This is a genomic window from Micromonospora sp. CPCC 206060, assembly GCF_036906895.1.
Classification (GTDB): domain Bacteria; phylum Actinomycetota; class Actinomycetes; order Mycobacteriales; family Micromonosporaceae; genus Micromonospora.
In genome coordinates this window covers 71,251-93,912 of sequence record NZ_JBAKHU010000024.1, presented here as the reverse complement: position 1 = coordinate 93,912, position 22,662 = coordinate 71,251, and the positions used below count along the sequence as shown (strand labels likewise).

The 22,662-nt window shown below is 71.8% G+C and carries 14 protein-coding genes; 5 read left to right on the top strand and 9 right to left on the bottom strand.

Features of this window, described 5'->3' with window-relative positions; translation table 11 throughout:
• Positions 1-320: 320 nt before the first annotated feature.
• Both V6U90_RS17140 and V6U90_RS17135 read left to right on the top strand, forming a co-directional pair.
• On the top strand, positions 321-1,409 hold the full coding sequence (locus tag V6U90_RS17140; RefSeq protein ID WP_334437118.1) for a hypothetical protein: 1,089 nt from the start codon (positions 321-323) through the stop codon (positions 1,407-1,409).
• A gap of 11 nt (positions 1,410-1,420) precedes the next feature.
• Entirely contained in the window at positions 1,421-2,284 is an 864-nt protein-coding gene (locus V6U90_RS17135; RefSeq protein WP_334437116.1) for a hypothetical protein, read from the top strand.
• A gap of 151 nt (positions 2,285-2,435) precedes the next feature.
• Here V6U90_RS17135 and V6U90_RS17130 read toward each other — a convergent pair whose 3' ends face one another.
• Entirely contained in the window at positions 2,436-3,098 is a 663-nt protein-coding gene (locus V6U90_RS17130; protein WP_334437113.1) for a response regulator transcription factor, read from the bottom strand.
• Entirely contained in the window at positions 3,095-4,225 is a 1,131-nt protein-coding gene (locus tag V6U90_RS17125) for a sensor histidine kinase (protein ID WP_334437110.1), read from the bottom strand. Before V6U90_RS17125 ends, V6U90_RS17130 begins: the two co-directional genes overlap by 4 nt.
• A 226-nt stretch (positions 4,226-4,451) precedes the next feature.
• Between V6U90_RS17125 and V6U90_RS17120 the strand changes: the two genes are divergently transcribed.
• On the top strand, positions 4,452-4,895 hold the full coding sequence (locus tag V6U90_RS17120) for a DUF6223 family protein (protein WP_334437108.1): 444 nt from the start codon (positions 4,452-4,454) through the stop codon (positions 4,893-4,895).
• Positions 4,896-5,036: 141 nt separating this feature from the next.
• Here V6U90_RS17120 and V6U90_RS17115 read toward each other — a convergent pair whose 3' ends face one another.
• Entirely contained in the window at positions 5,037-6,194 is a 1,158-nt protein-coding gene (locus tag V6U90_RS17115) for an FAD-dependent oxidoreductase (protein ID WP_334437106.1), read from the bottom strand.
• 100 nt (positions 6,195-6,294) lie between these two features.
• Here V6U90_RS17115 and V6U90_RS17110 point away from each other — a divergent pair, with 100 nt between their 5' ends.
• Positions 6,295-6,984, top strand: coding sequence for a TetR/AcrR family transcriptional regulator (locus tag V6U90_RS17110; protein ID WP_334437104.1), 690 nt, complete (start codon positions 6,295-6,297; stop codon positions 6,982-6,984).
• A 164-nt stretch (positions 6,985-7,148) separates the two neighbouring features.
• Positions 7,149-7,715, top strand: coding sequence for a DUF4291 domain-containing protein (locus V6U90_RS17105; RefSeq protein WP_334437102.1), 567 nt, complete (start codon positions 7,149-7,151; stop codon positions 7,713-7,715).
• 459 nt (positions 7,716-8,174) lie between these two features.
• On the opposite strand, the gene V6U90_RS17100 is transcribed toward V6U90_RS17105, so the two are convergent.
• From V6U90_RS17100 to V6U90_RS17075, 6 genes are all read right to left on the bottom strand, one after another.
• Complete coding sequence (locus V6U90_RS17100) at positions 8,175-8,906, bottom strand: TetR/AcrR family transcriptional regulator (RefSeq protein WP_334437100.1); 732 nt, start codon at positions 8,904-8,906, stop codon at positions 8,175-8,177.
• 612 nt (positions 8,907-9,518) lie between these two features.
• Entirely contained in the window at positions 9,519-11,465 is a 1,947-nt protein-coding gene (locus V6U90_RS17095; protein WP_334437099.1) for a hypothetical protein, read from the bottom strand.
• Entirely contained in the window at positions 11,462-15,193 is a 3,732-nt protein-coding gene (locus tag V6U90_RS17090; RefSeq protein WP_334437097.1) for a vWA domain-containing protein, read from the bottom strand. The genes V6U90_RS17095 and V6U90_RS17090 overlap by 4 nt, the downstream gene beginning before the upstream one ends.
• Positions 15,190-16,377 carry an ATP-binding protein gene (locus tag V6U90_RS17085; RefSeq protein ID WP_334437094.1) on the bottom strand — a complete coding sequence of 396 codons (1,188 nt, stop codon included), beginning with the start codon at positions 16,375-16,377 and terminating at the stop codon, positions 15,190-15,192. The genes V6U90_RS17090 and V6U90_RS17085 overlap by 4 nt, the downstream gene beginning before the upstream one ends.
• A 99-nt stretch (positions 16,378-16,476) precedes the next feature.
• Positions 16,477-21,540, bottom strand: coding sequence for a hypothetical protein (locus tag V6U90_RS17080; RefSeq protein WP_334437091.1), 5,064 nt, complete (start codon positions 21,538-21,540; stop codon positions 16,477-16,479).
• Positions 21,537-22,394: a DUF4132 domain-containing protein gene (locus V6U90_RS17075; RefSeq protein ID WP_334437088.1), complete on the bottom strand. Its 858-nt coding sequence runs from the start codon at positions 22,392-22,394 to the stop codon at positions 21,537-21,539. The genes V6U90_RS17080 and V6U90_RS17075 overlap by 4 nt, the downstream gene beginning before the upstream one ends.
• Positions 22,395-22,662: the final 268 nt, after the last annotated feature.

Here is a 22,662-nt window from a genome sequence, read left to right as displayed (position 1 = left end):
CCGCAACACCGCGTTTTCCCGCCGCAACACCGCGTTTTCCCGCCGCAACCCGGCGTTTTCCCGCCGCAACCCGGCGTTGTCCCGCTCCAACTCAAGAACCCGGGCCTCCAACCGGGCAAGCCGCTCAAGCAGCTCCACGATGGACGGCGTTCCGGACACCCAACCATGATCCAACCCGAACGACCCAGGTCAAGCCGACCCGCCGACGAGCACCTGACCAGTCACCTGCCTCCAGCGCCCTGGCCCCCGGGTCCGATCCAGGTGGCATCGACTTTTCAACGCTGGAGTTGCGGTATCTCAAAGAGGGCAGTGGGGGGCAGTTGCAGTACGCGTTCAACGCCTCGTCAACCAGCGGCTTGAATCCCGACGTCGCTGACGGGCAGGTCGCGGCGGTACAGGCCTCGGACGCATTCTTCGTCTGGCTGAGCATGCCCGAGTCCACATTCTGGGTGAACCTCAACCCGAACGAGCCGAACCGCATCATCGACGACATGCTCGGCACTACCGATGTCGGGCGCATCCTCCTCGAGGCGGACTTCAGGATGAAAAGGGTCGTCGGGCGGCTGATCCATCCGGACACAGAGCTAGGTAGAAAATTCTGGGGAGCGATGAGTGACTCCGGTGGTTGCATCGACATGCGGCAGTGGATTGTGCCTGCGCCGGCGTCTGTCTATGAGCAGGATGGCGGACTGTACATTGTCGATGCCCCGCTTCAGGTCAAGATGGAGACGGAGTACCTCAAGCAGCAGGGTAAGCCGACATCCTGCATCACGCCAGACAAGGGCATGGAGAACCGGTTCCGCACGCTGGTGCTACCGAAGCTGGAAGAGACGATCAACCATGGGCCCGAGTTTGTGGAGCTACGTCGGGTCTACCTGAGCCGGGTCGCTGCGGGCTGGTACCGCGAGCGCCACAGCCAGGGCGGCACCCTGTCAAGCATGATCGACAGTGGTGACGTCACGGTGTGGCCGGCGCTGAAGAACTGGTCGCCCCGTCAGGTGTTCGACCAGTATGTGGAGGCCTACCAGAAGAAAGAGTTCAACATCACCAGGCAGGTCCCCCGGGGCAACATGATCTACGAGGCGACCTACACCTACGGTGGCGTGGACTTCAGCAAAGTGGAGCTGAACAAAGCCCCGCAGGCCCTGTTTCAGCAGAACCACGCAAACCTGCCCGCCACGGTACAGCGGTCGATCCAACAGCCGGCACCGGACGAGCACGGCAAGGTCTGGCTTGGCGCGGTCAGCCATCCAGTACCACTACCCGACTTCAACAAGCCGGACTCACCAACATCGAACCCGTTCTTCTACATGCTCATCGCCCTGCCGGTCATCTCTTGGCTGGCGATCGGGGCCTGGCTGTTGTATCGACGCCATCGACGGATCACATCCCCAGTTATCGAGGCCTGACCGTGACCACAATGAAGGCGGCACCAGCACCAGCGCTGCCACGCGCCGTGTTCGCCGCGAGCTACCTGCTCGCTGGGGTGACGGCGTTGGCACTGGTCAGCGCGATCGGCGGGTTCTATGCCATTCCGGAGTTCAGCTATCTGAAGGGCAAGCAGGCGCATGACAGCGGCGCAGAAGTGCTCGCGGTGTTCGGCCTGTTGGGGTTCACGATCCTCGCGATCGTGTTCGGTGGGCTGTGTCTGCTGCTGGCCCTCCTCAGTGGGAAAGGCAGTGCAGCGGCCCGCGTGCTGACCTGGCTCGTCGGCGGGGTGACGGTTTGTTTCAACGTTGTTCTGCTGGTGGTTGGGGCATTTCAGTCGGTGCCATGGTATGGGGATCTTACTCGGATCCTGGCGGTGGCGATGCTGCTGCTTAGCACCGGGTCGATCACGTTGCTTGCGCTGCCTGCATCACACAGGTACTTCCGGGCCGCCCAGGCCGCCCGACCGCAACGGCGACCCCGGCCGCCATTTCCACCCCCACCGCACTTCCGACCCACTGCACCCGGGTACCCACCACTCGGCTATCAACCGCCGACTTCGCCACTGGGCGCTCACCCACCGCCTCCACCTCCCGGTTACCGGATGCCGGCCGGATTCCAACAGCGGCCCGGGTTTCCGCCGCCTGGCTATGAGCTGCCACCGGGCAACCCTGCAACCCCTGGGCAACCAACCACTCCCCTTTCCGACCATCGACTGGCCGGCCCGCCAACCGACGCGCTACAAATGGGACATCCAGGACCGACGGCACCAGCACCTCCACAGGAAACACAACCAGATGAGTCGCCGGGTGAGACTTCATCGCACACAGGTGCCGGAAAAACGTTGAGTGAGTAGACCGCGTACTGTAATCAAACGACAGATCCGAGGGCCGATCGAGGCTGCGTCCCGGTGAGCCAGCAGGTACCGGCCGGTGTCGAACGCATAGGTGACGCGTCGCGCATCACCGGTCGCTCTAACCGCCGTGGCCTCCTGCGGGCTGTCGATGTCAGCGGTTGCGGGGCGCTACCAGGCCAGATTCGTAGGCGAGGACCACGAGTTGGGCGCGGTCACGGGCATGGAGTTTGGCCATGGCCCGGTTGACGTGGGTCTTCGCGGTCAGTGGGCTGATCACCATGCGGTCGGCGATCTCATCGTTGGACAGGCCCTGCGCGACCAGGACGACGGCCTCGCGTTCGCGGTTGGTCAGCCCTTCCAGAGCCGCGTCGGCACCCATGTGGAGCGGCGCGGTGACGTACCGGTCGATCAGCTTGCGGGTGATCGACGGTGCGAGCAGGGCGTCGCCGCGCGCGGCGACCCGTACGGCGGGCAGGAAATCCTCCGGCTCGATGTCCTTGACGAGGAACCCGGCAGCGCCGGCGCGCAGCGCATTGAAGACGTACTCGTCCAGGCCGTAGTTGGTCAGCATGACGACGTGCACCCGGGCAAGGGTCGGGTCTGCGGCGATGCGCCGGGTCGCCTCGATGCCGTCCATGACCGGCATCTGGATGTCGATGAGCGCGACATCCGGCAGGTGTTCCTTGGCGAGCGCCAGGCCCTCCTTCCCGTCGGCGGCCTCGGCCACCACCTCGATGTCGTCTTCGGCATCGAGGAGCGCGCGGAATCCGCTGCGAAGGAGCGGCTGGTCGTCGACCAGCAGGACGCGGATCATGACGTTCGGTCCACGGGGAGTTCAGCTCGGACGGTGAAGCCGCCCTCGTTGCGTGGTTCCGCACGCAGCCGACCGCCGAGGGCGGTGACTCGTTCGCGCATCCCGAGCAGCCCGACGCCGGCCGGCGCGGCGATGCCCGGCACAGCCTTGCCGTCGTCATCGACTCGGATGGCGAGGACGTCCGGACGGTAGTCGATCAAGACTGACGCCGTAGCGGCGGAAGCGTGACGGGCGATGTTGGTGAGCGACTCCTGAACGATCCGGTAGGCGGTCCGGTCCACGGCGGCCGGCACCTCGTGTCGTTGTCCTTCGATCGTCAACGTCGCGTCCAGGCCGGTCAACCGGGCCCGTTGCACCAGTTCCGGAACATGGGCGAGCCCATGCCGCGGGGTAGTACCGTCGTCACGCAGCGCCTCCAGGGTCGCTCGCAGTTCCCGGGTCGCCTCACGACCGGCCTCCTGGATCGCCAGTAGGGCTTCGGGCACCCGTTCTCCACGCTTGCGGGCCAGGTGGATGGCGACTCCGGCCTGCACTTTGATGACCGAGATCTGGTGGGTGAGCGAATCGTGCAACTCCCGCGCGATGTGTAGCCGCTCCTCGTTGGCGCGGCGCAGCGCGGTCTCCTCCCGGGTGCGCTCGGCTTCGTCCGCGCGCCGCTCGGCCTGCCGCAGCGCTTCACCAGCGGCGCCGGCAGCGACCAGCCAAGCCAACTCGAGGGCGCCCCGGGCCTGTGCGAGCGCATCGCCCACGGACATGTCCTGAGGAGGGGTGAGGGCCGCGAGCGGGAGAGCGGCCAGCATCATCACCGCCGCCACGACCGTGACGAGGCGGTGACCCGCCCGCACGGCGGCGTAGACCGCGAACAGGAACGCGACGGCAGGCACGTCCACACCGACCGCCTGGTAACCCACCGCGCACAACCCGGTGACAGCCAGGACGGGAACCGGAGCCCGACGAGCGGCGGCGAGCGCCAGGCCGCCGGCCACCAACAGCACATAGCCGATCAGGTCGAGGTTCGTGGCGGTGTGCTGTTCGGACAGCCCGGCGACCAACAGCGTCGCTGCCACGCCAACGGCGATCGCCCAATCTCTGACACCGGCCGGAAGGCCGGACCGTCCTGCGTACATCCGCGCACCTTAACCGGATCTCACCGCAGGCGACTCCTCCGCACCGACGAGCGGCCGTGTACTGCACGCGCAGTACCTTCCCGGTTTCTGCGGCGTCTGCAGCAGCCGGATGCACCACCTGCGGCAGCGCGAATTGCCTCTGTCTGCACGACGACCAGCGGTGCGTCCCGCGACATGATCAACGGCATCAACCTCGGAAACGAGACGCACGCAACAGGAGAGGGACATGAACTCATCAGGAGCCCTGAAGCCGGTCCGACTGGTGCTTGCCGCAGCCGCAGCCGCCCTGCTCGGCGGGGTCGGGCTTGCCGCGCCGGCAGCCGCGCACGTCTCGACCCAGCCAGCCGCCGCCAGTGTCTACACCATGAGCGCCGGGCGACTCGGTGCAACCGTGGCCGCCGTGCTGGGGCTGACCGGCGTGATCATCAGCGCGCTGGCTCTGGCCCGCCCCGCCAGTCGTATCGGCACCGGCAACGGGCGTCTCGGCGGCGCCCTCGCTTTGGCGGCGGGGCTGGTCGGCATGGCCCTCGGCGGGGTGGTGGTGGTCACCTCCGACAGTGGTATCGGCACCGGCAACGGACGAGGCGGCGCCTACGTGGCCCTGGTAGTGGGGCTGATCGCCGTGCTCCTCGGTGGGCTGGCTCTCGCCCGCTCCCGCCGCACCGGCTGACCGGCTGACCCGGCCGTGGTGCCCGGCCAGTACCCGTGCTGTGGTTCCTGTCCCTCCTGGGCGTGTGCCGGCGGGCGTAGGGGCCGGATGCGGCCCGCAGCGGATCGCCACAGGCAGCATCCCCGCTGCGACGGCTGAGCCTCAACGGTTTGCGCGTTCGATGCTCCGCCGGACGACACCGCGAATGCCGGGGAGTGTGATCGCCCGGATGGTCAGGTGGCTCATCCACACGTGTAACCCGCTGGGTGGCGCGTACTGCAGCATTCCCCGTCGGGCGAGTGCCTGCCGTTTGGATGCCTCCGGGCGCAGTCCGGCTTCCCACTCGGCCAGTGCCGCAGGAATGTCGTCCTCGTGCCGCTGCAGGGCGGCGCCGAGCTGGTCGGCTCCAGCGAGCGCGAGGGCTGCGCCGTGTCCGGCGAAGAGCGTGACGCACCAGGCTGCGTCGCCCAGCAGCACGACCCGGCCGGTGCTCCACCGCGGCATGACCACCTGGCTGACCGCGTCGAAGTAGGCGCTGGTCGGGTCCTTCGCGAGGTGCCGGATCGCATCGGGCACACCTCCGCCCAGATCCCCGAACGCCGCGCCGAGCGCGTCCACCGGTCCGCGCCCCAGGTCGGCGGCCGGGTCTGCGCATCGATACGTGAAGAAAGCCGATGACCGTTGCGGGCCCAGGTTGACGATTGCCGCTGTGCGTCCCGGGCCGATGAACGTGGTGGCGGACGACTCCGGCACGCCGGCAACCGGGTGGGCCAGGGGAAGGGCAGCCACGAGGTACGGCAGGTCGACTCGGAAGCCGGAGCCGAAGACGGCGGTACGGGTGGCGGAGTGCACTCCATCAGCGCCGACCAGCAGGTCCGCGTACTGCGTGGTGCCGTCGCTCAGCACCACGCGTACCTGGTCGGTGTCCTGATCGATGGACGCAACGGTGGTGCCGAAGCGGATCTCGACGCGGTTGCACACCGCTTCGTAGAGCGTGGACTCCAGGTCGCCGCGAAACACCGTCATGGCCCGTTTGCCGAGGGCAGCCTCGGCGACGGCGGCCGGTACGGTGAACTTGGGTCGTCCGTCGGCACGGACCAGCACGGTGGTGAACGGTCCCAGGTCGTAGGCGGACAGTGCGGGGCGCAAGCCGAGGCGTTCGGCGGCGTCGTAGCCGGGTCCGATCAGGTTCACCAGGTAGCCGCTGCTGCGTCGGGCCGGGGCGCGTTCCACCACGACTGTCTGCCACCCGTCCTGCCCCAGTCGCAGGGCGGTGGCCAGCCCGGCTATGCCCGCGCCCACGATCACTGCACGTTTCATCCAGCACTCCTGTAGCTAGAATGAGCATTTGCTCAAACTAGTATGAACGTCTGCTCATTCCGGCTCAACGCTGGCCGCCATCAGCGCCTAGACTTCGGGCATGCCCCGCGGAGTCGCCATCCTGGAACCCAGGCAGCAGCTTTTCGCTGCCTTTGAGCGCGTGATCACCGCAGACGGGCCGAGCCGGCTCACCAGCCGGGCGGTAACCCGCGAGGCGGGTGTCGCCACCGGGCTGCTCTACGCACACTTCACGAACTTCGACGACTTCCTGGTCGGGTACGCGGTCGACCGGGCCTTCCAGATCTCCGGCGCGGTAGCCGATCTGCCAGAGCGCGCCGGGTTCGGCACGGTCGCCGAAAACCTGTATCAGGCTGTCCTGACGACACCGCTGGGCACGCTGACGGCGTGGACCCGGCTGACAGCCTTCCGCCCGGAGTTGGCGGCAAACGTCGACGCGGTACTGGGCAGCGGAATCGGCGGATTGCACGGAATCGAGCGTGCGATTGCCGGTTACCTGGCCGCCGAACAGAGACTCAGGCGCGTGCCCGCACGCGCCGACACCGGGGCACTGGCCTTGGCGGTAGTCGGCGTGCTGCACCACGTTGCCCTCACCGGCCCGACCGACTCAGCGACGGACAACCGGATCCAGCGGGCAATCAGCGCACTCACCGACGACTTCCCCGCCGCAGCCCCACCCAGAGGAGAGACCCCGTCGCTGGACGAGCGCCACGCCGAACAATGCGCCGAACACCGGTGCCCTCAACCACATGACCGGCAAAGGACCACGTAACGTCGCCCGGGCCCACCAGCACACCGCCGGGCGCGTAAAAAAGACCTCGCAGAAGGAACTCCCGGCGGTGCCTTCGGCGAACCGGACGACCACGGCGGAATTGGCCCGGGTCGGCGGGGAAAACGGTTCGCGATGCGGGTGGAGCGGATGGCAGGGTGCGGCGCATGGCACCCCGGTACCAGATTCGCGCCGACTACGATGCTCACACGATCGTGGTCTACCAGGCGTACGCACCGGCCATCGCCGACGCGGCGCTGCAAGCGGGCCGCTTCGTTGCGCCGTTCTCGTTCCACAGGATGACATGGATCAAGCCCTCGTTCCTGTGGCTGATGCACCGCAGCAACTGGGCCCGCAAACCCGGTCAAGAGCGTGTTCTTGCAGTGCGGATAACCCGGCAGGGCTGGGAAGAAGCGCTGTCCCAGGCCATGCTCACGACCGCCGACCCGGCAGCCGTGGCCCAAGCAGCCGTACATGTCCAGTGGGACCCGGAACGCTCGCCCCGCGGAACGGCGCTGAACCACTACAGCATCCAGGTCGGCATCGGCCGCCGCCTGATCCGCACATTCACCGACGACTGGATCGTCAGCCTCACCGACCTCACCCCCCAGGTCCGCAAGGCCGCGGTACTGCTACAAACCGGCCATGCCGCCAAGGCCCAGCGGCTGTTCCCCGCAGAGCGCGTCTACCCACTGCCACGGACACTGGAAGGCCTCCTTTCCCCGGGTAGATGACGGCCGACTGGTGAGCGCGCCATCTGCGGCCCCAGACACTACGAGCAGCACTCTCGCAACAGGCTTAGTCGACCGCCGTGGAGTGTCAGCGAAGGTTCGCCGCTGTGCGTGGCGACCGTCGGGAGCATCCCGACCGTGCCGGGCTTCGCGATCCCGTACGGCGGATCGAGTACGACCCCCATCCGCAGACCATCGCAGCCGCTCATCCGCATGGACGCCCAGCTATTTCGAGGAGCGCGTCGTTGCCGCAGTGCGGTGCCCCCCTTTTGGCTAGAGGCGAACGAGGTCGTCTCACCACGGCTGAGGCTCATTACCCGGCGCGGGCACCGCTGCGCCGGGTCGCCCCTACGTCGGCCTGACCGAGGCGGATTTCGTAGCGGTCGCCAATGGCCTCATCGAAGATGACGGCGCTGCGTGATCACCTGCACGCCCTTGCCGGCAATCGAGCGTTGGAGCGCGTCACTTGTTCTCACGCCGAGGCGAGGTCGCCAGGATGGCGTTGAGGCCGTGTTCGAACAGATCGTCGTCGCACCAGCGCTCGGCGTCGAGATGGCCCGAAGCGTTGAGAGTCGGGTAGGCAGTGGGGTTGGCCGTGATGCGTCGCCGGGCCTGCGCCTGCGGCTGGGGGGCGGTGGTCCGATGCCAGGTGGCTTCGGTGAGCGCGGTGCCGATCACATAGTTGGCCAGTAGACGGGTGGTCACGGTCAGTTGGAGGCCGGAGAAGCCACCGCGGACGAGCGCTGATTGCAGGTACTCGGTGCGCGCAAGGACGTTGGGCCCGAGCATTGGTCGGCCGATCAGGCTTGGGGCCCAGGAATGCCGGTGCATGACCGCCCGCCAGTTGCGGGTCAGGGTCCGGACGTCGTGGTGCCAGTCGTCGGTGGCCTCTGGAAGTGGCACGTCGCCGAAGATGCGGTCGACGGCCAGGTCGAGGACGTCCTCTTTCGTCTTCACATGCCAGTACAGGGCGGTTGGGGTGACATCGAGTTGCCGGGCGAGGCGACGCATCGTCAGGCCGTCGGTGCCGTAATGGTCGAGCAGGGTCACTGCCGCGTCGACAATGCGTTCCCGGCTCAGTGGGGCCGGACGGGATCTCGTGCCGTCCTCGCGTAGCCACACCGAGCCGGGCTCACCGCTGCTGCGGTCCGTCGGCGTTGTCTGCTGTGGCTGGTCGAACTCGGTTTCTGTCACGCCAAGACTCTAGTACAGCGCACAGGTAATTTAACGGCGTTAAGTTACCTGGATGGCGTTCAGGGAGTCTGCCCTGACGTGATGGAGGTTCGCCTTGTGCCTCTGATGCGGATTCAGCTTGTTAGCGACCGGACCACTGCCCGCCGGGTCTTGGAGTTGCATCATGCGGGCAAGATCCATCGAGAGTCCCGCGACGCCGCTCGGGACGAGGTCTGGCGCCGGGGTCGCACCCCGGCTGGTGAACCGGTCTTCGTCGGCCTCACGAACGGCGCTCCTGTCCGGCTGATCTACGACGTGGAGGTCTACGTGGACACGACCCCTTGAGAGAGAACACACAATCATGGCCACCGGTGTCACACTCATTGCCGCGATCGGCGCCTCCACCAGTGGCGTAGCGGCGCGTGCGCCCGGCCGTGCGGGCCGCCGCCTGCCGAGGCCGGGCCGGTCGTGGTGCGCGCCGTCGCCGGGTTCGTACGTCCTTTCGCCCGCAGGGTCGGCGCCCGCCCAGGGATCGGGCGGGCGCCGGGGCGCGGTGGGTCCGCGTCACGTTCTGCGGCCACCTGGTCTGCCACCCACCGGCCCAACACTCAAGAGTCCCCGCGTTCCGGTGGGTCAGCCGGCCGGGTGGGAGGTCCACGAAGAGCGGATCAGCTCCCGCTCGGTGGCGGCGAGGTGGGTGGTCGCGGCGAGCCAGGCCCAGGCGTACCGGTCCGGGTCGGGATCGGTGAGCCGGCCGAACGCGTCCCGGCCGCGCCGGTCGGACTCGTCGGCGAGGGCCGAGGCCACTGCGGCGGCGGTCGTAAAGCCGGCCCGGCGCAGCGGCCCGGCCAACCAGGCGGCCTCGCTGCGGGCCGCCTCGCCGACGGCACGGCGACCGCCGGAGACGGCCAGCTCCACCAGCCGGCGGACCCGCCACAGCGGGGACTCGGCAACCGCGTCGGCACCGACGGCGAGGACCGGTTCGGTCATCGCAGCCGGGTCGCGCGGCGGTAGGTGGCTGCCCTGGATCTGGTCGTAGCCGAGGTCCGCCCGGCCGTGCCAGTCCGCCGGCAGCCGCAGCGTCGCCGCGGCACCGGGCACCGCACCGACGGCGAGCGGACGCAGCGTACTGGCCCGGTCCGGGTCCAGCCGGCCGACCACCCGGATCCGCAGGCCCGGCCAGGAGGCGAGCCGCCGCAGGTTGGCCACGTGGGCCAGCACCGGGTGGGAGTTGACCGGCGCCAGCCGGATCACCGGCCCATCCGGCACCAGCGCACGATCCGGCCCGGCGCCGGTGGCGGGAGCCAGCTCGCGGGCCAGCACCTGGTCACCGACGGCACCGACGGCACCGACCACCATCAGGTCACCGCCGACCAGCCCGGTCCCGGCCCGGGCCGGATCCTCCGGATCGTCGGCGGCGAACTGGCCGGTCACCACCTCGGCGAGCGGACGGGCGAACAACTCCGCCAGCGGTCCGGTCGACCAATCGGTCCCGGTGAGCGGGATGACCCGGACCCCCTTGCCGGCACCGAGCCGGCCGTCCGGGGAGACGGTGGTACCGGTGGTCCGCAGGCCACCACGGGCCAGCACCGCATGGTTGACCGTGGCCGCGCCCATCTCGGTGACCGCCCGGGCGCAGTCCCGTGCCCGGTCCGGCCCACCCGGTTTCACGTCGCCGAAGGAAAGCCGGCGCCCGTCGGCGGCGACCAGGTGCGTGACCACCCCGGCGTACCCGGTCGCGCTGATCACCGGTTCCCGGCAGACGCCGTACACCTCCAGCGTGCCGTCCGGCTGGTAGGCCCGCCGGAGGGTGCCCACCAGAGCTGGATCGGGATCGCCGGCAGCCAGCCGACCGGCCACGTACAGCAGGTCGTGCAGCACCTCGACCAGTTCGGCCAGCCGGTGGCCGGCCTGTCGGCTCCGGTGGGCGCGCAGGCCACGTACCGTGCGCAGCGCGGCGCTCTCGGCCCGTGGCAGGCCGGCCAGCCGGGCGCTGTGCGCGGCCCGCAGCAGTTCGGCCTGGGGTACCGCGCCAGCGGCCGGGACGCCGGCCGCGAGCACCGCTGAGGCTGCCCGCCACAGCGCGTCGGCGGCGGCCCGTTGCGCCCTGGTCGGTGCGGTGCTGCGACCAGCGGCCGTGCCGTCCGCCCCAGCGGGTCTTCCGGTACGCCCGGCCCTCCCGGTACGCCCGGCGGTTGCGCCGGTGCTGTCCGAGGTGGACGATGCGGCGGCGGTGGTCACCGGGTCGGGGTGGGCGGCGTAGTCGGCGACCGGGCAGGCGACCAGGACCGCGGTCCGGTGCAGGCAGCGGGGCGCCAGCAGACAGCTGCACCGGACCTGGTGCGGGTCGGTGACCGCGCCGGTCGGTCCCGGCGTCAGGGTGACCAGGGCTTCGGGGCCGCAGTCGACCGATACGTTGCCGTCGACCCGGCCGACCGGTACACCGGCCAGCCGCTCGACGGTGGCGTCCAGCCGCTTGTGCAGCCGGGGTGGCAGGGCCGCCACCGCTGCGGCGGTGACTCCCGGTAGCACCGGCGGCAACCGGTCGGTGTCGGCGGCGGTGGGGGTGCGGTCCGTCAACGTGATCCTCCGCGTACGCGGTCGCCCACCCAGCGGGCGAGTTCGAGCGGGCTGAGAGCGGCGACCGGCATCCCGGCCGCGACGAGCTGCTCGGCGACTGGTACCGAGTAGCAGGGCACTCCCCTGTCGTTGAGCGCGGCGCAGCCGAGCAGATGCACGCCGGAGCTGGCCAGCGTGCGGACCTCGCCGAGCAGCCCGGCCAGCGGGTAGCCCTCCTCGAAGTCGCTGACCACGGCGACGATGGTGCGGCTCGGCACGGTCACCAGTGAGCGGGCGTGGGCCAGTCCGGCGGCGATGTGCGTGCCGCCGCCGACGCGCACCTCCAGCAGCAGCGACAGCGGGTCGTCGACCCGGTCGGTCAGGTCGACCACCTCGGTGGAGAAGGCGAGGAAGTGGGTGGACAGGGTGGGCACCCCGGCCAGTACGGCGGCGGTCAACGCCGACCACACCACCGACGCCTCCATCGAGCCCGACACGTCGACCACCAGCACCAGCCGCCAGTCAGCCTCCCTGCGGGTCCGGGTGTAGAAGACCGGGCGTTCCGGTACCACCACCGTCCGGCCGTCGCCGAGCCGCTGGGTGTGCGCCAGGTTCGCCCGCAGCGTACGGGCGAGGTTGATCCGCCCGCCGGGTCGGCGGGACGGACGCGGGTTGGTCAGCCCGGTCAACGCCGGACGCACGCGGGTGGCCAACTGCTCGGTCAGCTCCTCGACCAGCCGCCGGACCAGGGGCCGCAGCTTGGCCAGTTGCCCCTCGGGCAGGCCACCGGCCAGCGACAGCACCGAGGTCAGCAGCTCCATCGAGGGGCGTACCGCAGCCGGGTCGAGCTCGGCGAGTACGTCGGTACGGCCGCTCTCGGCGGCCCGGGCGATGACCTCCTCGCGTACTGCGGTACCGAACAGCGCCTCGAGTTCGTCGGCCCATTCGCGCGCGGTCGGGAAGGAGGCTTCCTGGCCGCCGCCGGCCGCCTGACCAAGGTCGGTGGCGCCCTCGCCCTGACCCGCGCCGTACAGCTCGTCCAGGGCGCGGGCGTAGCGGCGGGCGTCAGCCGGCAACCGGTCGGGTTGGCGGCCGAGCAGCAGCCGCCACCGGTCCGTGGGGGTGAGCCGGCCGGTTGGCGTGTCCGGCCCGGGTCCGGTGTCGGTGGGGGCGTCGGCGACACCGGTCGGCGTGCCCGGGATCGGGATGTTGCGGGCGACCAGGGTGGCGCGGCCGGCGGCGTCGGCGGCGGCCCAGCGGGCGAGCAGCTCGGGCGGGGCGGCCAGGGCCAGATCGAGCCGGTCGCCCAGCCGTTCGGCGACGGTGTGCAGCAGCCGGTCCCGGGCCGCCGGGGTGAGCACGTCGAACCCGCCACGTAGCGCCGGCAACCGGTCCAGGAACTCGGTGTCGGTGAGCCGCTCGATCCGCTCCAGCAGCGAATCCAGGGCGGCCGGGGCGGACTGCAGCAGCGGGTGCGCCGCGGTGAGCAGACCACCGAGCAGCCGGTGCAGGTGCCGACGGGTGTCCGGTCCGGTCGCCGCGTCGATCCAGCCGGCCACCCGGGTGCCCAGGGTCTCCAGATCGGTCAGGTCGAGCAGGACCCGGGCGGCCAGGGCGGCGCCCTGGATCAGCGGCGAACCGGCTCGGGCCAGATGGTCGAGGGCCTCATCCAGACGCAGGCCGATCCGGTCGGCTCCGGCCCGGAGTGCGAGGTCGACCAGCGCGGCGGCGTCGGCGGTGGCGTCGCTGCCGGCCAGGCCGGGCAGGCCGCGGACCGCCGCGTCGATCAGGCCGACGGTCAGCTCGGCCGCCCGGGCCCGGCTGTCGGCGGTGGTGCCGGGCAGGTGTCCCCGACGCAGCGCCTCCAGCAGGTCCAGTGCGGCCAGCAACTCGGGCAGAGTACCGGTGCCCGGTAGCACGGTGGCGGCCAGGTCGAGCCGGTCGGTGACCAGGTCGGGCAGGTCGCACCGGGCGGCGTCGCGGAGCCCGGTGAGCAGCTGCGCGGCGGTGGGGCCGCCGTCGGCGATCTCCCGGCGGAACCGCTCCCGCAGGGTACCGGCTGCGGCCAGCGCCGCGGTCACCCCGCGTACGCCGACCAGGTCCAGCCGGGCTGCCACGGACGGCGTCCAGGCCAGTTGCCAGCGGGTGGTCAGGGCGGCACCGTCGCCGGTGCCGGACACCGCGATCGGCTCGCCGTAGCCGACGCCGCAGATCTGGAGGCGTTGCAGCAGAGTCTCCCGCCGCCCGTCCAGTTCGGTGCGCAGCGGGTCCAGCCGAACCTCGCGTGATTTCGGGCTGTCCGGGTTGGGCAGCCGCAGCGTGGTGAGTTCCGCCTCGACTGCGGGGCCGAGCCCGGAGCGCGGCGTTCCGGGGGCGATCCGGCCCCGCTCGGCGCCGACCAGCACGGTCTCCAGCGCCCTGGCCAGTGCGCGGCCACGGCCGAGCAGTTCACCCTGGCCGAGCACGGTGGTCACCGCCTCCAGCACCTCACCCCGTCCGGGCGCGGGCAGGTCCCGCAGCCGGGCCAGGTCGTCGGCGAGCCGTACCGTCTCGGCGGCCTCGCCGGTACCGGCGGTGTGACCGGCCGCGCGAAGTTCCCGGCACAGGTCGGTGACCGCCCGGGCGGTGGCGGCGCGGATCCGTTCCGGGTCGCCGGCGGCAGCGAAGACGGACTGCTGCCAGCGTGGGTCACGGATCCCGGCCGGGTAGCCGGACCGGGAGTCGAGCAGGTCGAACGCGTAGGGCACCAGTGAGGTGACCGTCGTGCCGCCGCCGGCCGGGCCGGGTGTCGGATGGTTACTGCTGTCCGCAGTGGACGCCGGGGCGGCGCCACCGGCCGTGCGGGCCGTCCGGGCCGGGCCGTCGTGGACGTCGGCGTCGGTCGACGGGGTGACGAGCAGGGCCGGGGCGTGAAAGGCGCCGATGACGGCGGCGACCCGCCGGCCGTCCGCGCCGGCCTCGGCCAGCACCCGGCGCATGTGCCGCTCGCGGGCCAGGTCCCGGGCCGGTACGCCGTCGCCGTTGACGCTGTCGGTACGCATCGCCCAGCCGACGCCGAGGGCGGCCCGGCGGACCGCCTCGGGCGGGCAGCCCGGGGCACGCACCTCGACCACCCGGTCCCACAGGTCGTCGCCATCCCGGCCGGTGCCGCTGGCGCTGAGCGCCGCAGCGTAGCCGGAGCGGCGCAGGCCAGGCACCGGTTCACCGGCGCCCGGGTCGGGATCGCGACCGGCGGTCGGCTCGGAACCGGCAGTCGGGTCCGGGCCGGTGGCCGGGTCGGTGGTGTCGGCGGTCCAGCCGGCGTCGGCCAGCGGCAGGTCGCAGCAGAGCACCTCGACACCGCGCTGGCGGGCCCAGCGGATCGCGGCCAGTTCCGGGGAGAAGTCGGCGAACGGGTAGAAGCCCATCGGCCCGTCCGCGCCGTGGCTGCCGACCACGGCCAGCGGGGCCCGGGCGGCCGGGTCGGACAGGTACGGCAGCCAGCGCTGGAAGTCGGCCGGCAGCTCGATACAGACCACCTCGGCCCCGGCGGCGTCCAGCAGTGCCGGGACCACCGCCGCCAGGGCCGGGCTGTGATGCCGCACCCCGATCAGGTACGGCCGGACCGAACCGGCGAGCGCGTCGACCACGGCTCGCGGATCGACCGTGGTCGGATCGACCGTCGACGGCCCGGCCGCCACCGGCTCGGCCGTTGACGGGCCGGCGGTCGGCGGGGCCGCGCCGGTGAACTTGCTGGAGAGGGTCGTCAACGCAGGTTCTCCCGCAGGTCCCAGAGCCGACGCCACATCGCCGAGCCGTCCTCGGCCCGGCGACGGACCGGGCCGTCCCAGTAGCCGAGCAGCCGGGCGTGGTCGTTCTGGTCGTCCTTGCGGACCACGCCGAGCAGGTGTCCGGGCACCAGGTCGAGCGCGTCCCCGCCGGGCAGGTACGCGGCGGCCAAACCGAGCGACGCCGCCACCTGCACCGCCTCCGCAGTGGACATCACCGTGCCGGGCCGTTCCACGTCCCAGCCCTCGCCCGACCGGCCGTTCCGCAGGTCGCGGAATACGGTGACCAGGGCGTCCAGCACCGCGTCATCCACGGTGTACGCCGCGCCGGCGCGCTGCACGGCGGCGGTGGCCTGCCGGCGGACCAGGTCGGTCTCGATGACCGCGTCCGAGATCGGATGGATGGTCTCGAAGTTGAACCGGCGCTTGAGGGCCGAGGACATCTCCGACACGCCCCGGTCCCGCAGGTTGGCGGTGGCGATCACGGTGAACCCGGGCATTGCGCGGATCAGGCCGTTCTCGGTGCCGGCCAGCTCCGGCACGTTCATCCGCCGGTCGGACAGGATGGACACCAGCGCGTCCTGCACCTCGGGCAGACAGCGGGTGACCTCCTCGATCCGGACCACCCGGCCGGTACGCATCGCGGTCAGCACCGGCGAGTCGACCAGCGCCTGCGGGGTGGGGCCCTGGGCGAGCAGCAGGGCGTAGTTCCAGCCGTACCGGAAGGCGTCCTCGGTGGTGCCGGCGGTGCCCTGCACGGTCAGCGCGCTGGTGCCGCAGACCGCGGCGGCCAGCAACTCCGACAGCATCGACTTGGCGGTACCGGGCTCGCCGACCAGCAGCAGGCCCCGCTCGCCGGCGAGGGTGACCACACACCGTTCGACCAGGCTCCGCTCACCGACGAACTTCGGCGGGATGGTCATGCTGGCCGGCAGTTCGGTGCCGTCCGGACCGGTACGCCGGTCGGTGGGCAGCTTCAACGCCTCGCCGTCGCTGCCCCGGATGAAGGTGACCACGGCGCGCGGGGTCAGCGCCCAGCCCGGCGGCCGGGCCCCGTCGTCGTAGGCGGCGAGGAAGGCCAGCTCGTCGGCGTACCGCTGTTCGGCGGAGAGGACCTGGGCGGTCTCCGGTGCTGCGGTGGGGCGGACGTGTTCCGTCACGGTCACGGGTGTTCCTCGTTCTCTCACTGGTTGGTAGGGGTGTGCGGGTGGTGCCGCGGCGGGTCGGGTCGGTCGTCGCGGCACCACCGCCGGCCGGGGTCAGGGTCAGCGGCGGGCGCCGCGGGTGGGCAGGTTGTCGAACCGGGGCCGGTCACCGTCGCGGAGGCGTTGCCAGGCCCGCCGGTAGAGCCCAGCGACCGGTTCGAACGGCACGGTCACGCCGAGCCCGGCCGTACCGTCGGGCGCGAGGTCGAACAGGGCGACCTTCCAGCCCTCGATCGGCGCCTGCCCGCTGCCGCGCTCCAGCCACGGGCCGGGCAGGAACAGCGACCGGCCGGCCCGGGACCGGCTGGCCTCGATGACCAGGTCGGTGCCGGCCAGTTCGGCGCGGGCCGCCTTCAGCCGGGCCGGCTTCCAGCCGGTCCATTTCGCCGTGTTGCGGTCGGTCGGGTCCGGCATGGCCAGCAGCATCAGATACACCGCCGCCGCGTCGGCGCCCAGGCGGTGTTCCCCGGCCACCTCGGCGACCAGGTCGGGCACCGACCGGGTCGGATCCTGCGGCCACCAGGTCCCGTCCGCGGCCTGGGCGCCGCCGGCCGGCTCCGTCGGGTCGCCGAGCAGCGCCGCGAACCGTGGGTCGCGGACCAGGCGCAGCGCCACCTCCATCGGGTACGGCTTGGCCGCGTCACCCCGCAGCGCCGGCAGGTACGGATCCGTCCCGTCGGCGTCGAGCAGGTCCGGTCGCAGCGCGGGCGACGGTTGGCCGTCGTGAGTGGCCAGGACGATGGCGCCGTACCGTTCCCAGCCCGGGCCGGTTTCCGACGGGCTGCCCGCCACCTGGCGGAACGCGGGCAGGGAGACGTACTGGTTGAGGTCGAGCAGCAGGTCGGGGTTGGCCAGCCGGTCCCGGATCACGGCCAGCGCGGCCGGCAGCGCGGCCCGGCACGGATCGCCGGCTGGCGTGTGGTGGGCGACCCAGGCGGCCAGGGCGACCGTGGAGCGCAGCACCTCACCGGTGAAGCCCACGGCCCGGCCGTCGACCTGCTGGGCCCGGTCGCCCCTGATCTGGAAGGCCAGGTCGGTGGTCAGCTCGGTCGAACGGGCGGGGTCGAGCAGCGCCGGCAACGCCTTCGCGGGGCCCCAGCCGGTGCGGACCGCCCGCACCGCTTCGGCGAGCAACTGTTCGGGCACCACCACCCGGCGTCCAAGGGCCGCGTTCCAGACCGCCGCGGCGGCGGCCACGTCCGGACCGTCGGTCCACAGCCGGGCCGGGTCGTCCGGCAGCAGCGCCGAGACCACGGCCCGCCGGACCTTCGGGTTGGCCTCCTTCAGCACCCCGAAGGCCAGCTTGACCTCGCCGACCTGCTTGACCCCGAGCGCCTTGCGCAGCTCGGTGGGCACGGTGTGCGCCGAGTCCGCGTACGGCAGGCCGGCCAGTACCAGCTTCGCGGCGGTGGGGGTGACGCCGGTCAGGTCGGCGAACTGCTCGGCCGCTTCCGGCCGCCAGGGCAGTGCGCCACGGGCGGCCCACTCGGTGCGGAAACCGGCCAGCCAACCGGTCGGCCGTTCGTCGCCGACCGGCACCGAGGAGTGCACGGTGTACGGCTCGGGCACGGTGAACACGCCGGCCGGGTCGTGGTACAGCGCGTCGAAGAAGTAGCCGGTGGCCGTGCCGCTGGAGTTGAGGACGGCGAGGAACGCCCCGTCGGGCAACGGCAGGATGCCCGGCCTGGGGTACCGGCGGGTGCCGTCGGGGTTCTTCAGGTCGTCGTCGAGCAGGTGCAGCCTGAACCGGCGCCACCGGGCCGGTTCGGCCGCCGTGTTCAGGTCGAGTCGGTCCAGCTCGGTGAGCAGGGCGCGCAGCGTATCGCGGTGTTCGTCCGGGGTGACCGCTACGACGGCCCGGTAGGCGACGGCCGCGACACCGCCGAGCACGGACCACCAGTCCAGAGCGTTCGGCAGCGACGGTCCGTCGAGGTGCAGGCGCACGCCGGGTTCACTCCCGGTGGTGGCGGACAGCTGGGCGGCGAACGCCTGGAGCTGGGTGAAGGCTTGCGTCGAGTTGCTCGCCCCGTAGGCCGAGCCACGCAGACCATCGAGCGCCTCGTTGAGCTGCTTGTCGGTGGGTCCGGCCGCAGCGGGCACCGGCGCCGCCGTCTGCGGGGCGGACAGCGACCTGGTGAGCCGCTCGGTCACCCCGTCCAGGTCGGTACGCACCCGGGCGGCCATCCGCAGCACCCGGGCCACCCCGGCCAGCACCGCGTCGTGGCTGACCGCCGGCACCGTCGAACGAATCAGGTCGACCAGCGGGTCCTGGTCGTCACCGCCGACGGTGGTGGATGGCCCGGGGCCGGAGGCGCCGGTCGGTGCGCCGGCCATGTTCGCCGGGACCGCGACGGGAAGGCCGGTGATGGCCGGCGTGGCGGTGGTCAGCCGGGATCGGGTCGCCGCCCGGGCTGCGGCCCGCGCGGCCTTTTCGGCCAGGGCGGCGCGGCGTTCGTCGAGGGCTGCCTTGAACAGCGTGGCGGCGGTGTCCCGGTCGATCCGGCGCAGGGCGGCGGAGCCGGCCGGGTCCCGGGGCAGCATGTTGCCGAGGAACTCCGGTCCGGGCAGCGGGACCCCGTCGGGGGTGTGGTCCCGGCTGGACGGCGGTTCGCCGGCGGACGACACCACCCCGTCCGGGTCGACCAGGACGAGACCCTTGAGGACGGCCCGCGGCCGGTCGTCGCCGGGCAGCACCAGCGCCGCGATGGGCTGCTCTCCCCCGGCCACGGTGACGGTACGACCGGCCAGGTCCTCGCCGCGGACCGAGCCGTCCGGGAGGGTGACCACTCGCCAGCCGAGCAGACCGTCCACCGGAACGGCGGCCGGGGTGGCCCGGTCGGACAGGGCTGGCCGCAGCCAGCTACCCGACCCCTGGAGGAGGCTTCCCTCGACCGGGAGGTCGGCCAGGAACCGGGGCAGGCTGCGCCGGCCGTAGGTGTTGCCGGCCGGGTCGTACTCGTGCCAGCCGGCGTCGCCGCCATCCTCCCCGGGGCGGTAGACCCAGTGGGAGGTGCCGTCGGTGATGACCGGCAGCTGCGCCGGGACAGCGGTGTCACCGACGTGCAGCACGCCGCCGCCGGTGGTTCGCCCGCCGCCGGCCAGCGGCAGGGTGATCCCGTTCGCGCGTGACCGGCTGCCGTGAGAACGACCGAGGATGGGCTGCGGTTCGCCGGGCGACGAGTGCCAGTAGCCGCGCAGGTCGTAGCCGAGCTCCTGGGACTGCCAGTAGACCAGCAGGTGGCCGTCGACGTAGTGGTAGCCCGGCTGGCCCCACATGTCGCCGGCCGGGATGCGCAGGTCGTGGCGGAGCACGATGCCCTCGGCACCGAGTACCCGCACCGTGGTCGGCCCGCCCAGGATCAGGTACGGCCAGGCTTCGTGCCGGGTCAGTTCGACCCGGTGGTCGCCGCCGGTCACCTCCTGCCAGGCCAGTTCCCAGTCCGGCCAGCCCAGCTCGTCGATGATTCCGCCGCGCAGGGTACGGGTGACGTGCTCGGTGAGGTCGATGTCGAGCGCCTGCCCGAGGGCGCCACCTGGGTCGCCGGACCGGTCGAGGTCGTCGGACACCAGGTGCAGTGCCTCGACCGGTAGCCTGCCCAGCCAGTCCACCGACTCCGGCAGGTACGGCAGTCCGGTGGTGACCCGGTCGCGGATCCGCGCCCGCAGCCAGTCGGTGAGCAACGGCCGGATGCCCGGCGTCCCGACCAGCCGGAGCAGGGCCTGCTGCTGGTCGTCGAGCTGGTCGAGGCCCCGGCGCAGGGCCCCGGTGAACCGGTCGTCGCCGGCCAGGGCGAGCAGATCCCGTTCTCCCCCGGTCTTGACCCACTGCGCCAGGTCCAGGGTGTCGTGCTCCTTTGGAGGGGCCACCGGCAGGTTGTGGGCGAGCAGCAGGTCGAGCAGGTCCAGGTCGCCGTGGGCGGTGAGGGTCTCGCCGCTGACGGTCAGTTCGGCACGTAGCCGGTCGGCCATCTGCTCGACGAGTGGATACAGCTTCGACATGCGGCGGGAGCGGTAGCCGGAGGTGGCCCGGCTCATGAAGCGGCGCAGCCAGCCGACGGAGCCGTCCTGCGGGCGGGCCGTGTCCGGGGTGTCCGGGTCGGACAGTCCGGCGAGCGCACCGGTGTCGGCCAGCAGGGCCAGCCACGGGACCAGGTTGTCCCGGTCGGCGGGCATCAGGTCGAGCAGGCTGCCGCGGATCGCCGGGTCGCGGCCGGCCAGCGCCGTCACCGCCGGCAGGTGCACCTTCCACCAGCCGGCCGGCGCCTCGGCGACCACCGGCAGCCGGAGCAGCTCGGCCAGGTAGGCCGCCTCACGGTCGGCGACGGCGGCACCGGTTTTACCAGCGGCCCCGGTGGCGGTCCGGGCCAGCCGCTTCACCGCGTTGGCCGACTGCGTGGACGGCACCACGCCGGCGGCTGCGGCCCGCAGCGCCAGCCGGCAGAACCGGTCCAGCGCCTCGTCGGCCGGCAACTGGGCGGACAGTTCCTTCGCGTAGCCGGCCAACGCGGTCGCGGACACCACCTTGGCCGACGCGAACTCCAGGTAGACCTCGTCCAGTCGGTTCAGGTCGACCGGCAGGCCGTGCTGCGCCTCTGCCTTGCGCGCCTTGTTGAACAGCTGCGTCGCATAGGTGTCCTGCCCGGCGGCCAGGAAGACCCGCGCGGCCTGCTCGTAGAACGTCGGCAGGAAGTGCGGCAGCGTACGGGCGAACCGGTCGGCGACGGCCTGGTGGGCGTCCAGGGCGGCCTTCGGTCGCGACCGTACCTGCTTGGCCAGCTTCTGCAACTCCGGCACCACCGCCAAGGCGTGCCGGCCGTCGGCCGGATGGTGTACCAGCACCCACTCCGGGAACGCCAACGGGCGGCTCGGGCCCAGCCCGACGACGGCCGGCTCGGCGGCCGGTGCCAGGCCGAGGAACCCGACGGCGATATCCTCGCCCTCGCCCAGGGCGGCGTCGACCAGGCGGACCACCAGCCGGTCGTCGAGGGCCGGGTGCCGGTAGGTGCGGGCGGTGAGGGGCACCGCCCGGTCGCCGGCACCGGCGGTACCGGTCGGTAGCACCGCGCCGGCGGTCAGCAGGCTCTCGGCCGAATCCCCGCCCGACATGGTCGTCATCCCGGTCACGCCTTCTCCCCCGTTCCGGTCACGGCGCCGGACAGGGCCGTCGCCATCCGCATTCCTTCCGACCAGGCCACCGGCCCGATCTCGGCCAACCGCAGCGTCGGTCCGTCCACGACCGACCAGGACAGGGCGCCCAGGGTCGCCTCGGAGTCCCAGTACTCCTCGTCGAAGCGCATGGCCGCCTCGACCGTGCGGCCGGCTTCCCAGACCCGACAGGTGACCTGCGAACCGGCAACCCGGAAGCCGAACGTGACGGCCCGGGCAGCCAGCCGGCTGGGGACCGTGGTGCCGCAGAAGTCAGTGACCGTGGTGTCACGGTCCTTCAGGTTGGCGGGTTTGCCCCAGGCGCCCCGGTGCAGTTGCTCGATCCGCTGGACGATGTCCAGTTCGTCGGCGAACTCGCGCAGGTCGGCCAGGTCGGGCAGGCGCACCGGGTGGGGCAGCGTGGCACTGGCCGGCGAGAGCCGGACGGTTTCCCCGTCGAGGTTGACCACGCGCAGGTCACCGGTGTCGGTGACGTCCCGCAGGAAGCCCGGTTCGGCTCCGTCGTCCCCGAGCACCACGAGGTCGCGCAGCGCGTCCCGCCAGGCCGGATCCGGCCAGACCCGGGCCAGCAGCCCGGTCGGCACCGGCAGCGAGGACACCACCCAGGCGTCGACTCGGGCCAGGCATTCGGCGGCGTGCCGGTCCAGCCACTGGGCGAGCTGGCGCAACCGGTCCACCTCGGCGTTGTCCCGCAACACCTTCGGCAGAGTCTTCAGTGGACGGCCGGCAGCCCGCGGGCCGATCGACCGGGCCACCACCTTCCCGTCCAGGAGAGAGATCTCGTACGAGTCTCCCACCGGTAGCCAGCCCATCAGGAATACCCTCCGCAGTGGCAAACAGCCAGATTTCACAAGGAATCGGCCATGATCGACGATGCAGGGCAGGCTAACAGTAGTGACCGACACGACAGCGACCCGTCGGCAGGATTGAGGTAGCTCAGCGCGGCCGATGGCGATGTCGGTGCCCCAGTCGGATACAGCCAGCCACCGCCGGTACGCAGCTGGTGATGTCACCCGCACCACCGCTGGCCGGTGTGGTGGCGGTGAGGTCCCGGCCGGTGCCGACCTGACCAGCGCCGGC

Coding starts and splice junctions, on each gene's coding strand:
- V6U90_RS17110 (WP_334437104.1), top strand. CDS start 6,295: ATGCCCCGCGGAGTCGCCATCCTGGAACCCAGGCAGCAGCTTTTCGCT.
- V6U90_RS17075 (WP_334437088.1), bottom strand. CDS start 22,394: ATGGGCTGGCTACCGGTGGGAGACTCGTACGAGATCTCTCTCCTGGAC.
- V6U90_RS17105 (WP_334437102.1), top strand. CDS start 7,149: ATGGCACCCCGGTACCAGATTCGCGCCGACTACGATGCTCACACGATC.
- V6U90_RS17130 (WP_334437113.1), bottom strand. CDS start 3,098: ATGATCCGCGTCCTGCTGGTCGACGACCAGCCGCTCCTTCGCAGCGGA.
- V6U90_RS17115 (WP_334437106.1), bottom strand. CDS start 6,194: ATGAAACGTGCAGTGATCGTGGGCGCGGGCATAGCCGGGCTGGCCACC.
- V6U90_RS17120 (WP_334437108.1), top strand. CDS start 4,452: ATGAACTCATCAGGAGCCCTGAAGCCGGTCCGACTGGTGCTTGCCGCA.
- V6U90_RS17125 (WP_334437110.1), bottom strand. CDS start 4,225: ATGTACGCAGGACGGTCCGGCCTTCCGGCCGGTGTCAGAGATTGGGCG.
- V6U90_RS17135 (WP_334437116.1), top strand. CDS start 1,421: ATGAAGGCGGCACCAGCACCAGCGCTGCCACGCGCCGTGTTCGCCGCG.